Below are 12,271 nucleotides of genomic sequence, written 5' to 3' on the forward strand. Positions count from 1 at the left end.
CATCCGGGGGTTCGACGGCATCTCCTGATGGGTGATAGCCACCGTCGGCGAGCACACGGTTTCGGCGTTGATGTTGACCACGTTCGCACCTGGTACGGCTGCGAATTGGGAGGCCGAGTTTGGAGTGACTGTGGTGTCGCTTGTCGAGTACATCGAGGTGTAGGTGATTCCAGGGGCTGTGTCCGGGTAGGAATTCGCCGCGTTCATCGTTGCGGAGCCAATGAGCTGCTGAATCGCCGCGGTGCTGGCGAAGAAGGCGGACAGACGGGGCAAGGCGTGGGTGAGTGTAGCGAGTATCTCGCCGAACCCATTGAGGGTGGTGCCGTGCAGGCTCGCACCCATTGTCACCACGCGGTCGACCTTGTCCGCGTTGCCATACCGGGAGATATAGTTCTTCGCGTGCAATGCGCCTTGGGAGTGTGCAACGATGTCGACCTTTTCTGCGCCGGTTCGTGCGAGCACGCTGTCAATGGACGCCGCGACCTCCTCGGAGCTTGACTCGAGGTCTGCCGTGCCGTAGAGCGAGGGGACGATCGCCTGGGCGGTGAGCAGTTCTTTGCCGTAGTTAGTGCCATAAGCGCAGTAGCCTTCTTCGCTGAGGCGATGCGCGAACTTGTCGAATTCCCACATATTGGCTGAGGTGCCATGGAGGATCACGACGGGGTAGGGGTGTTCCGCCGAGGGCACGCACGAGGGATCATTGATGACGCTTCCGCTTGTCGAGCTCGACAAAGCTGAACCGAGAGGAGCCGAGCTCGGTGTGGCGGCGGCGACTGTGCTGCTCGCGAGCAGGGCGGATGCGGCAACGGTTGTCGCGAGTGCGGGGCGGGGGCGCGAAATCATCATGGTTGACGATCGTAAGGGCGAATAAAATGCGCGGGTAGTGAAAATGTGAAAGTCAGTACAAAAGTAGACCTCCTGCGGGGGTCTGGTCGACTGGTGTGCGAAGAGCAGTGTTGGAATCTGGCCATGCACAACGCTTCAGGCGCCAGCGTGAGCGTGACGGTTGAGATTCACGCAGACCTGCCGGCAGGCTTTCCCGATTCCACGATCCGGGTGATTAAGGAAAACGCGGCGCAGCTCGGGTTTAAGTTCTCGGAGTTTAGCTGAGGCTAATAGCCTTTCGGCGCCCGATGCCAAATCTGCAAGAATCGATCTAGAAAGTCTGCATACCTCGACCTAGAAAGTCTGCAAAAATCCGAATAGGCTGGTGGGCGTGGATACGAGAGTAGTTCTCGGGCGGGAGTACCGTCCGCGGTTCGTTGATAAGCAGGTGGAGGAAGCACTCGCCGCACACGGAGCCGTCGTGCTTGAAGGGCCGCGCGGTTGTGGGAAGACAATGACTGGTGTCGCGCATGCGGCCTCGGCTGTGTTTATGGACGATCCTGCGACGGTCACGCTTGCCGATATTGACGCCGACTACCCGTTGATAGGGGAAAGGCCGCGCTTGATTGATGAATGGCAGCTGAGGCCCGAAGTATGGAATCAGGTGCGCCGACAGGTGGACCGAGCGGAGGGCTTCGGCAACTACATCCTCACAGGCTCTGCCATTCCGAGCGATGACATTACGCGGCACAGCGGTGCCGCTCGTTTTCTCCGCATTCGGCAGCGCACCCTCACGTGGGCGGAGAAGGGGAAATCGCAGCCGCGCGTCGCGCTCAATGAGCTCTTTAGCGGGGCAGATGTTCCAACCGATCCAACCCAGTTCAGCCTTGATGACAACCTCGAGGCACTCTTAACCTCCGGTTTTCCCGCTCACATTTCGCTTTCGCCCGAACAATCGCGAGGTCCACTTCGTGCTTATCTTTCTGAGACGGCGCGCACGGACGTCTACCGTCTCCACGACTTCCGGCACGATCCGATTGTCCTCGACCAGCTCCTGGCATCCCTCGCGCGTGTGACCGCCTCAGAGGTAACCCAGGCCACCATTCGCAAGGACCTCAAGTCGGTGGCGCCCTCGATAAGTGTTGAGTCGGTCGCGATGCTCGTCGATACCTTAGAAAGGATATTTGTCATCGAATCGGTCCCTGCGTGGGCTCCCCGGTTGCGCTCAAAGGCGCGACTGAGGACCAGTAGGAAATACCACCTCGCCGACGCATCCCTGGCTGCAGCCGCTCTAGGAGCGACGGCGGAGAGCCTGCGCCGCGATCCTGAAACGCTTGGCTTTTTGTTCGAGTCGGCCGTGGTTCACGACCTTTCGGTCATGGCGGAAGCCCTCGGGGGTCGCGTGTACCACTACCGCGACTCTAACGGGTATGAGATTGATGCTGTCATCGTGCTTGATGACGCCCGCTGGGGTGCCGTCGAAGTCAAGCTTGGCTACGGCCAGGTCGATGAGGGGGTCCGCCGCCTGCGAAAGGCACTCGACCAAATCGATGCCGGCACGCCCCCATCCTTCGCAGCCGTTATCACCGCGACTGGGATGAGTTACACCACCGAAGACAAGATCTGCACGTTTCCCTTCCTCGCCCTGGGCCTCTAGGGTGCCGCCTGGCAACAAGAAACCCCCGGCAAGCGCCGGGGGTTGACATTGGCGGAGGATGTGGGATTTGAACCCACGAGGGTATTGCTACCCGCACGCGTTCCAGGCGTGTGACATAGGCCGCTAGTCGAATCCTCCAAAAGAAACGCCTGAGGCGTCGGGGCATAACTTTAGCCGATTCCGAATTGTGGGCCAAAACGCCAGGTCACTTCACAGGCGGGGAGGACTTTTGAGGTTGCTTGGGCGACCGGCTAGAGTGAGGTGCAGGATCCCACGCGGTGCTTATCTTGTGAACTCCCCCAGGGCGGGAACGCAGCAAGGGTCAGCGAGCTCTGGCAGGTGCGTGGGGTCCCTTTATTGTGCCGTGGGGCCAAGCGCAATCCCTGTTCGACCGGAAGCGCCGTGAACCCCTCCTGAACACACCTGCAGCCCGTTCCGGTCGAACTCGCCCTGCCGGCCCAGAAGTACCTGTTCGACCGGAAGCGCTGAATGAGGCCTTCGCAGCCCCGGAATAACCGTTCCGGTCGAACACGCAGTGCGCGAGGCCCTGGAGACACGCGCCGACCACGTACCATGGGCACAGATTGTCCGCCGACGAAAGTGACGCACCCGATGTCTCTCCTGGATCTTGAGAAGAACGAACTTGACCAGCTCGCCGCCGACGTCCGAGCACGCTACGAGGACCTGAAGGCCAAAGACCTGAAGCTGGACCTGACCCGCGGCAAGCCCTCGAGCGAGCAGCTCGACTTCTCCAACGCGCTGCTCGAGCTTCCGGGTGCCGGGGACTACGTGGACAACACCGGCGCGGACGTGCGCAACTACGGCAACCTCGCTGGTATCGCGGACATCCGCGAGCTCTGGGCCGAAGTCCTCGGCATCGACCACGCGAACCTCATCGCGGGTGATTCATCCTCGCTCAACATCATGTTCGACCTCATCTCCTTTTCCTACGCTTTCGGCAACAACGACTCGCAGCGCCCGTGGAAGGACGAGGACAACGTCAAGTGGGTCTGCCCGGTGCCCGGATACGACCGCCACTTCACCATCACGGAGCAGTTCGGCTTCGAGATGGTCCAGGTGCCCATGCTGGAAAACGGCCCGGACATTGACGCCATCGAGCAGTTGGTGCAGGATCCGCAGGTCAAGGGAATGTGGTCGGTGCCCATCTTCGGAAACCCCACCGGCATCTCCTACTCCCGCGAGGCGGTCGAGCGTCTCGCAGCGATGGAAACAGCCGCCCCGGACTTCCGCATCGTGTGGGACAACGCCTACGCCGTGCACTCGTTGACGGATGAGTTCCCGGACAACCCGGACGTTATTTCCATTGCCGCGGAAAAGGGAAACCCCAACCGGTTCTGGTACATGAGCTCAACATCCAAGATCACCTTCGCGGGCGCCGGGGTGTCCTTCTTCGCGTCGTCGAAGGAGAACCTGAACTGGTACTCCCAGATCGCAGGGACCCGCGGGATCGGCCCGAACAAGGTCAACCAGCTCGCGCACGCGCGCTACTTCGGCGACGCCGAGGGCGTGCGCGCACTGATGCGCAAGCACGCCGGCTCCCTGGCGCCGAAGTTTGCGGCGGTGCTGGAGATTCTCGACGAGCGCCTCGGCGAGTACGACGTAGCGAGGTGGACGAAGCCTGAAGGCGGCTACTTCATCTCCCTCGACGTCATCGACGGCACCGCCGATCGGGTGTGGGAACTGGCGAAGCAGGCAGGCATCACCTTGACCAAGGCAGGTGCCTCCTTCCCGCACGGCAAGGATCCACGTAACCGCAACATCCGCCTCGCGCCCTCTCTGCCTCCGCTCGAGGAGGTCCGGGAGGCGATGGACGGCGTGGCCACCTGCGTGCTGCTCGCGGCCGTCGAGAAGCTGGGCGCGTGACGGGCGACGAGGCAGCCGCCTGGATTGCGACGTTTCTGCCGGGCATGAGCTTGTCGCTTGCCGACGCCCGCCCTGTCGCCCTGGGCATCATCGACGGCCTCCCCACGGCTGTGACCGCCGGGTTTTCCACCGTGGACACCGGTCTTGTGATGCAGGATGACCAGGCCACGTCCGTGCGCTGCGAGCTGATCTGCCGTGCCGACGCGCAGCCGCACGCGGTAGCTGGTGCCGTGGTGGCCGCGACCCGAATGCTGGAAACGCTCGGCGTCCCCGCGCAGCCCGGTGTGCTGTTGGACGACCTGCAACCGCAGCACGCGCTGCGGCACGGATACCTGCGGGAACCCGAGATTTTCTCCCGGGGCACCCCGCTTTACAATGAGCCGGGTGTTATGACGCTGCTGCTCGAGTTGATCCTGCTCAGCGACGAGGAGCTCGCGATTCTGCGCGAGCGCGGTTACCCGGCTCTTCAGACGCGCCTGCGCCGCCGCGGCGCGAGCGTTGGGGACTGGGGCCGCGAGGTGGATTAAGAAGGAAGTGGGCAGATGAGTTTTCGCGCGCGGGTCAGCACCGCCGTTTGTGTGGTGCTTGCGTTGCTGTTCGGCTCCGCACCGGTGCAGGCGGCGTCATCGCAGGTCGCTCTGCCGCAGTTCGACGGCCACGCGGGTGCGGTCCAGCGCCAGGGCAGCACCATGATGGCACCGGAGGGGACCAACGACCCGCGGTGCACAGCCGACGAGATCGTCGTGCTCGTGCACGGCACCGACGCGACCTTCTACGCGGACCACGCGCTCATTGGCGAAACGCTCGCCAGGTCCGGGTGGTGCGTTTACAGAATCGACTACGGCTACGGCGAAAACTCATACGGGTGGGCCCCGCTCGTCGACTCCGCCGCGCAGATCGACAGGTTGGTGAGCAGCGCGATAGCCACCTCGGGTGCGACGCGCGTGCACATGGTGGGGTATTCCCAGGGCGCAACCGTGTCACGGTACTGGGTCAACGAGATGTCTCACGGCAGGGCCGCATCCTGGTTCGGGCTCGGCTCGCCCACCAATGGTGTGAACCTGCCCGGGATTGACCAGCAGCTGCACACGAGTTCGGCGCAGCAATCCGTCATCGCCCCGGCCTTGGTCGACCACGTGGGCGGCAGCGAGGTCATGCGCTCGCTGGCGCAGACGCCAATCATCGAGGGCGTGCGCTACGCCACCTTCGGAAGCCGATTTGACGGTGTGCTGGTTGCCATTGACCAGCGATTGCCCGGGGCGACGAACATCGTGTTGCAAGACGTTTGCCCGGCAGATCTTTCCGGGCATTTCTTCCTCCCGTACAACCCCACCGTTATCGAGGCGATTGTGCAGTGGCTTCGCGACGGCGAGATCGGGACGTTGCCGTGCCAGCCCAGGGCTCTCGGCCACGGCGTGGCGGACCTGGCCATCGTGAGCAACTTCGGCAATGGGCAGCTCCCGCCGCCGGTGGTCTACCCGCCGTCGCCCTGATAGCTGTCACCCCACTCGGCTAAGCTGACTGCCGTGGCTTTGTACCGGAAATACCGTCCCGCGTCATTCGGCGAGGTGATCGGCCAGGAGCAGGTGACCAGGCCGCTGTCAACGGCGCTGGACAACGGGCGGATCAACCATGCGTACCTGTTTTCCGGGCCGAGGGGCTGCGGCAAGACGTCGTCGGCACGCATCCTCGCGCGCTCGCTTAACTGCGTCGAGGGCCCGACGTCGACGCCGTGCGGCAAGTGCCCTTCGTGCGTCTCGCTTGCGCCGGGCGGGCCGGGCAACCTGGATGTGATGGAACTTGACGCCGCGTCGAACGGCAGCGTCGATGACATGCGCGAGCTGCGTGAGCGCGCACTGTTCGCCCCAGCCGAGTTCCGCTACCGTGTCTTCATCATCGACGAGGCGCACATGATCTCCACGCAGGGCAACAACGCCCTGCTCAAGGTGGTCGAAGAGCCGCCGGAGCACCTCATCTTCGTCTTCGCCACCACCGAGCCGGAGAAAATGCTGGGCACGATCCGCTCGCGCACCCACAACTACCCGTTCCGTCTGCTCACTCCGCAGGCAATGCGCCAGCTGCTGGAAAACGTGGTACGCGAGGAAGGTGTGGCGGTCGAAGACGCCGTGTATCCGCTGGTCATCCAGGCCGGCGGGGGCTCGCCGCGCGACACCCTGTCCATTTTGGACCAGCTGCTCGCCGGCTCCGGGCCCGAGGGCCTGACGTACGAGCTCGCGATCCCGCTGCTGGGGGTCACGGAGCTTTCGCTTATCGACGCCACCGTTGACGCCCTGGCATCCCGCGACGCGGCCGCGATGTTCGCCACGATCGACGACGTCATCGAGGCCGGCCACGAGCCGCGCCGCTTCGCTTCCGACTTGCTCGATCGCCTGCGCGACCTGATGATCATCCGCACCGTGCCCGACGCCTTTGGCCAGGGCCTAGTCAACGCGCCGACGGAGCGGGAGGAGGTGCTGCGCGGGCAGGCGCAGCGCTTCTCCGGAAACGAGCTGGCTACCCTCGCCTCCGAGGTCAATGAGCGGATGGTGTCGCTGCGTGGCGCGACCAGCCCGCGCCTGCTGCTCGAAGTGATGATGGCGCACCTGATCACCACCCCCACGGTTTCCGCGCCCGCGCAGTTGCCGGGTCCGGACCTGCCCTCGCAGCCGGCCCAGCTGGCACCGGGTTCGCCGGCACCCGTGACCAAGGGTGGCGCTTCCGGTGCCAGCGCTGCGGCGGCCGCAGCGGCTGCGGCAGGGGAGAGACGCGCGCCCAAGACCTCGTCGACACCGGGCCCGCAACGCCCGCCACAGCCCAAGCCCGAACCACAGCCGCGCTCGGAAGAAAAACCGGCCGAGAAGCCGGCGAGGCGACCTGATTCGCAGACCTCCGATCAACCCTCTGAACAGCAGGCGGAGGGCATCTTTGAGAAGGTTCGTGCCGACTGGACGCGGATGCGGCAAGCCGTGGGCGGGCGCAACAAGGTCGCAGAGATCATGCTCACTGAGGCCACCCCGCTCGGGATGGACGGAAACACGCTGGTGGTGGGGCACAACACCGGCGCCTTGGCGGAGCGGATCAATGCCGCGTCGAACAACTCCGACATCGCGGCAGTGTTTTCCGAGCAGCTGGGCAGCACTGTGGAGGTGCGCTGCGTGGTGGGCACCGATCCGGGGAAGGCCGGCTTCAGCGCGCCCACCGCGCCGGCCCAGCGCGTGTGGAACCCGAACGCCGGCAAAGGTCCGCGCGAGCCGGAGCCAGAGGAGCCTGCCCCGGCAGCTGCCACCACTCCGTCGACCCCACCGGCGCCCGTGCAGGAGCAGCACAACGATTGGCGTGCCGCGGCGGAGGCGGCAAAGCGCGCCCACCGCGCCAATGGCGCAGTTGCCGGCAACGCCCAGCGCAGCGAGGTGCCCTTGCCCCCTGAACCCGAGGAGCCCGAAGATGCCCCGCCGGAGGATGAGCACACCCCCGAGCAGCCATACAGCCGCGAGGATGAGGAGCGTGACATGGCTGACCAGGCGCGCGAGGAAGGGACCAGGGACCGTCGAGACGCGACAGCCGTGGCCATGGATCTTCTCGCTGCTGAGCTCGGGGCCCGACCGCTGTAGGGCAGGTACACCACAAACACTCTCGCCGACCTGGGCTGCACTATCCGGGGCCTACCCAACCGGGCACACGTTCTCGCCATGTCGGCATGAGATGCCACCCGCAACCTCACCACCTGCACTGGGTTACTTTTCAAAGAGCGCCTGCACAGGAGACGCTTCGCGAATCGAGCTGTCAAAGTTGCGGTTCGCGTGTGGTGACCGCATGTGAGTGGCAGGAAGTGAATCCCGGGAGATCCCGCCGGACGATGGGGCTCGGGATCCCCGCAATGTCAGCACTCTTTGAAAAGTTGCCCACCTGAGAAAATAGTGGATGGGTGATTTCATTGGGGGAAGGGGCGCAGATCCGATACCTGCGCGGGCAGGGTCGGTTGTGCGCGCACCATGTTGAGCGCCGGGGCGAAATGAGCCAGGGCGGGACGTGGGGGCTTCGCGCAAGCCATGCGGCGTCATTGCCTCGCTGTTGTCGTCGGTGCACGTTCATGTGATGCGGGGAATGAGGTGACGATCCCCCGTTGTCACTCGGCCTCGCTGTAGCGCCTTAAGCGCACGAAACGTACACTGGCGGTCAAATTTCCAACGAACCTACATTGCGAAAGGGTGCAACTCACCGTGACCCAGCCCAACATGCCCAACGACATGCAGGAACTCATCCGCCAGGCCGCCGAGATGCAGGCTCACCTGCAGCGCGCGCAGCAGGAACTACTCAGCACCACCGTTGAAGGCAGCGCAGGCGGCGGGCTGGTCACCGTCACCATGACCGGCGGCGCGGAGATCACCGACCTCTCCATCAAGCCCGAGGCCGTCGACCCGGAGGACGTCGAAACGCTGCAGGACCTCATCCTCGCCGCCTACCGCGACGCGCACACCAAGGCCGGCCGCCTCGCCGAGGATAAGATCGGCCCGCTGGCCAACCCGGGTGGCGCCCAGCAGGGCCCGGGGGAGATCCCGTTCGGCGCCCTTATCTAAGCTGAAGCGAACACGGTTTTTACATTAAGGCGCCTGGCATGACTGCCGGGCGCTTTTTCAAGCGTTTGAGAAAGGTGCGCTGATGTTTGAAGGCCCGTTGCAGGACCTTATCGACGAACTGTCCCGCCTGCCGGGTGTCGGCCCGAAAAGCGCGCAGCGCATCGCGTTCTACCTGCTCAAGCAGGACCCCGATGATGTCGACCGCCTGGTCGGCGCGCTCAACGCTGTGCGCGACGGGGTGGCGTTCTGCCGCATCTGCTCAAACGTCTCGCGCGAGGAGGTCTGCCGGATCTGCGCCGACTCGTCCCGGGACGCGGGCCTGGTGTGCGTGGTCGAGGACGCCAAGGATATCCAGGTCATCGAGCGCACCGGCGAGTTCCGCGGACGCTACCACGTGCTCGGCGGCGCGCTCGACCCTTTGGCCAACGTCGGGCCGAAAGACCTGTCCATCGCCTCGCTTTTACAGCGCATCGGCGCGGTGCTACCCGACGTCGACGACGCCGAGGCGCCTAACGTGCACGAGGTCATCATCGCCACCGACCCGGACACTGAGGGCGAAGCCACCGCCTCCTACCTGGCGCGCCTGCTCAAGGACTTCCCAGACCTGGTGGTCTCCCGGCTGGCCTCGGGCATGCCTCTCGGCGGCGACTTGGAATTCGTCGACGAGCTGACGCTGTCGCGTGCCCTGACCGGCCGGCTGACTCTGTAGGAAAAGCTAGCGCAGGCGCTCGAGGCGCAGCCGGTCGATCTCGGCGAGCTCCAACGGCTCCAAATCGCCCATCGGGATCCCGAGTGCGTAGGCCAGCAAAAGGTCCGCCAGCTGCGGATTGCGTGCCAGCGCGGGCCCGTGCATGTAGGTGGCGATCACGCTTCCCTGCACAACGCCCTCGACGTTGGTCTCCTCGGCATTGCCCACGCCGCGCTTGGCGGTACCCAGGGCTTCGGCCTCGGGCCCAAGGGTCGTGCCGCCCATGTGGTTTTCGAACCCCGTCAGTGTCTCCGTTAAACCAGCGGTGATTCCGGCACGGGTGGGGGTTGAGGAGACCTCCCCGATCGCACGGGTGCGCATGGGGGAGGTGGTGACGTCGATAAGCCCGAGGCCATCGACGGTATCGCCGTGGGCGGTAAAGGTGCGGCCGAGCACCTGCATGCCCGCGCAGACCGCGAAGATGGGGCGGCCATCTGCCGCGGCGGACTGCAGCCCCGGCGAGGCGGCAAGCCGTGCGGCGGCGATGACCTGGGCGGAGTCCTCGCCGCCGCCGATGGTGTAGATGTCGCAGTCGTCGGGGATGGCGTCGTCAAGCCCGATCCGCTCGACCTCGGCGCTCATCCCGCGCATCCGCGCGCGCTGGCGCAGCACCAGCGCGTTGCCGTCGTCGCCGTAGGTGCCCAGCACGTCCGGCAAGACCAATCCGATGCGCACGCTTTTCGACGCTCTAGCCACGGTAATCCTCCTGCTTAGCCAGGTCCTTTTTCAGATCGCGAAACGCGGTGTAGTTGGCCAGGACCTCTACTCGCCCCGGGGGGCAGGCGCGGATCGCATCAATGGGGTCGTGGATCAGCGAATGCTCTATGCCTGCGTACAACAAACGCACCGCAAGATCCGTGCCGCGCTCGCCGGCGGCGACCACCTTGAGCCCCTCGAAGTCCTCGAACTTGACGTCCCACAGCCAGGAGAGGTCCTCTCCGTCGGCGACCTGGCCGTTGGTGGCGATCACCAGACCGTCTGCGCTGCGGTCGACCATGCTTAAGGCCTCCTGCCACCCGGCGGGGTTCTTCGCCAGCAACAGGTGCACCTCCCGTTCGCCCAGGTGGACGCTGGAGTAGCGGCCCGCCACGTTGTCGACGGCCTCTGTGGCGCGTACGGCCTTGTCAAAGGGCACGCCGAACGCCTCGACGGCGGCAGCGATCGCCTGGGCGGCGTTGCCCAGGTTCGCCCGGCCGGGGATGCTCAGCTTCAGTTCGGTGCTGCCGTGGGGGGTGTGCAGCGTGGCGCCCTCTAGCCAATAGGCGGGCTCCGGGCGGCGGAACTCGCGGCCGTCGGCGAGCTTTTCTACCCCGTACCAATCGCCGTCGGCCTGCACGACGTGGCCGCCGGAGCGCGGGTTGGTCACCGAATCGCCCAGCCAGCCGGCCCCGGCAGCAACCCACACCACGTTGGGGTGATCGTAGGCCACGGACGTCATCAGGACGTCGTCGCAGTTGGCGATCACCGTCATGTCCGGGTGGGCGTTCACGGCCCCGCGAAGCGCACGCTCGATTTTGTTGATCTCGCCGACCCGGTCGAGCTGGTCGCGCGAGAGGTTGAGCAAGACGAGCGCCTGCGGAGCAAGGCGATCCGCGACCTTCGGCACGTGCAACTCGTCGACCTCCAGTACGACATGGGACGCGTTCCTGCCGGCGAGTAGGGCAGAGATGATGCCGGCGTCCATGTTGTCGCCGCCGTCGTTGGTCGCCACCGTGTGACTTACCGCGAGTGCCCCGGCGAGCATCCGCGTGGTGGTGGACTTGCCGTTGGTGCCCGTGACCAGGACCGCCGGGCGTTCGCCGGAAAGCGATTGCATGATGGAGGGGTCGATCGCGCCGGCGACGAGCCCGCCGATCATGCCGCCGGCCCCGCGGCCGGTCGCCCGCGAGGCAGTGGTGGCTAGCCTGGCTGCGGTGACCGCGGCACGCGAGCGCAGCCGGGAAAGTGGGCCTCTTTTCATGCGCTCCACCCTACGCCTAACGGCGTCTAATCCAGGCGCGCCACGGCGCGCTGGAACTGCTCGGCGGATAACACCGGGATGCCCTTGCGGTCGGCGTGCATCGCTTTGCCGAGCAGCGGCGTGCCCGTGGCCTTGGCGTCCGAGACCACGAGCGAGGTTTGGCGAGAGAGTTTTTCCACGTAGCTTAAGCCGTGGTCGAGGGCTGCGGAGATGATCTCGTCCGGGTCCACCGCGACGTCATCGGTGACGACGATCTCCATGCCCTTCTTCAATCCGCCGGAGACGGTGTACGGCCCGGGGTTGTCGGAAACTGCCGCGTCGTTTTCGGCGTCGACACGCACGATCGAGCGCTGCAGCCCGAAGCGATCGGAGACGAGGTCGTCCGGCGCCACCTGCGCCAGCCCCCCACGCTCGCGCAGCGCGAAGAACAAATCCTTGAGCAGCAGCGTCTGCTCGCGCGAGGTGTCTTCCTCCGTGCGCAGCGCCCGCTCAACCGAGGCCACAGGGTCCTCGGCACTCACCCCGATCAGCCGCGCTACAGCGGCGGGGCGGATATCGAGCGGGATTTCGCCTTGACGACGCGCACTCGCCAGCGTGTCCACAATCGCGCCCGGACGCGG

11 protein-coding genes, 1 tRNA gene, 1 other RNA gene and 1 pseudogene are annotated in these 12,271 nt (G+C 65.2%); 9 read left to right on the top strand and 5 right to left on the bottom strand.

All coding sequences use genetic code 11. The features are described 5' to 3' along the window. Positions 1–846 (bottom strand): esterase/lipase family protein (locus HMPREF0298_RS01175; protein ID WP_083789478.1); only part of this gene is annotated, 846 nt, incomplete at its 3' end. A 123-nt stretch (positions 847–969) separates the two neighbouring features. On the opposite strand from HMPREF0298_RS01175, the gene HMPREF0298_RS12100 reads away from it, so the two are divergent. Both HMPREF0298_RS12100 and HMPREF0298_RS01180 read left to right on the top strand, forming a co-directional pair. Continuing rightward, positions 970–1,110 carry a hypothetical protein gene (locus HMPREF0298_RS12100; protein WP_006839252.1) on the top strand — a complete coding sequence of 47 codons (141 nt, stop codon included), beginning with the start codon at positions 970–972 and terminating at the stop codon, positions 1,108–1,110. Positions 1,111–1,216: 106 nt separating this feature from the next. Beyond that, positions 1,217–2,482: an ATP-binding protein gene (locus HMPREF0298_RS01180; RefSeq protein ID WP_040422130.1), complete on the top strand. Its 1,266-nt coding sequence runs from the start codon at positions 1,217–1,219 to the stop codon at positions 2,480–2,482. 49 nt (positions 2,483–2,531) lie between these two features. Here HMPREF0298_RS01180 and HMPREF0298_RS01185 read toward each other — a convergent pair. Continuing rightward, a tRNA-Ser gene (locus HMPREF0298_RS01185) sits at positions 2,532–2,620 on the bottom strand. A 124-nt stretch (positions 2,621–2,744) separates the two neighbouring features. On the opposite strand from HMPREF0298_RS01185, the gene ffs reads away from it, so the two are divergent. From ffs to recR, 7 genes are all read left to right on the top strand, one after another. Next, positions 2,745–2,841, top strand: an RNA gene (gene ffs / locus HMPREF0298_RS11735) — signal recognition particle sRNA small type. 253 nt (positions 2,842–3,094) lie between these two features. Continuing rightward, positions 3,095–4,366 carry an aspartate aminotransferase type Ic gene (locus tag HMPREF0298_RS01190; protein WP_006839254.1) on the top strand — a complete coding sequence of 424 codons (1,272 nt, stop codon included), beginning with the start codon at positions 3,095–3,097 and terminating at the stop codon, positions 4,364–4,366. Continuing rightward, positions 4,363–4,893: a suppressor of fused domain protein gene (locus tag HMPREF0298_RS01195; protein ID WP_006839255.1), complete on the top strand. Its 531-nt coding sequence runs from the start codon at positions 4,363–4,365 to the stop codon at positions 4,891–4,893. The genes HMPREF0298_RS01190 and HMPREF0298_RS01195 overlap by 4 nt, the downstream gene beginning before the upstream one ends. Before the next feature lie 15 nt (positions 4,894–4,908). Next, positions 4,909–5,859 carry an esterase/lipase family protein gene (locus HMPREF0298_RS11485; protein WP_006839256.1) on the top strand — a complete coding sequence of 317 codons (951 nt, stop codon included), beginning with the start codon at positions 4,909–4,911 and terminating at the stop codon, positions 5,857–5,859. A 33-nt stretch (positions 5,860–5,892) separates the two neighbouring features. Next, positions 5,893–7,977 carry a DNA polymerase III subunit gamma and tau gene (locus tag HMPREF0298_RS01205; RefSeq protein ID WP_040422132.1) on the top strand — a complete coding sequence of 695 codons (2,085 nt, stop codon included), beginning with the start codon at positions 5,893–5,895 and terminating at the stop codon, positions 7,975–7,977. A gap of 609 nt (positions 7,978–8,586) precedes the next feature. Continuing rightward, the gene (locus HMPREF0298_RS01210; RefSeq protein WP_375545504.1) at positions 8,587–8,943 is read left to right on the top strand and encodes a YbaB/EbfC family nucleoid-associated protein; all 357 of its coding nucleotides are present in this window, start codon (positions 8,587–8,589) and stop codon (positions 8,941–8,943) included. Between the two features lie 82 nt (positions 8,944–9,025). Beyond that, positions 9,026–9,652 (top strand): recombination mediator RecR, encoded by a 627-nt coding sequence (gene recR, locus HMPREF0298_RS01215; RefSeq protein ID WP_006839259.1) that lies wholly within the window; start codon positions 9,026–9,028, stop codon positions 9,650–9,652. Positions 9,653–9,658: 6 nt separating this feature from the next. On the opposite strand, the gene HMPREF0298_RS01220 is transcribed toward recR, so the two are convergent. The 3 genes and pseudogenes from HMPREF0298_RS01220 to HMPREF0298_RS01230 all read right to left on the bottom strand — a co-directional run. Further along, positions 9,659–10,387, bottom strand: coding sequence for a type 1 glutamine amidotransferase (locus HMPREF0298_RS01220; RefSeq protein ID WP_006839260.1), 729 nt, complete (start codon positions 10,385–10,387; stop codon positions 9,659–9,661). Beyond that, positions 10,380–11,651 (bottom strand): Mur ligase family protein, encoded by a 1,272-nt coding sequence (locus HMPREF0298_RS01225; RefSeq protein ID WP_040422327.1) that lies wholly within the window; start codon positions 11,649–11,651, stop codon positions 10,380–10,382. The genes HMPREF0298_RS01220 and HMPREF0298_RS01225 overlap by 8 nt, the downstream gene beginning before the upstream one ends. Before the next feature lie 26 nt (positions 11,652–11,677). After that, positions 11,678–12,271, bottom strand: a pseudogene (locus HMPREF0298_RS01230) (DNA polymerase III subunit epsilon); the annotation flags it as partial.

This window comes from Corynebacterium lipophiloflavum DSM 44291 (assembly GCF_000159635.1).
Taxonomy (GTDB): Bacteria; Actinomycetota; Actinomycetes; order Mycobacteriales; family Mycobacteriaceae; genus Corynebacterium; species Corynebacterium lipophiloflavum.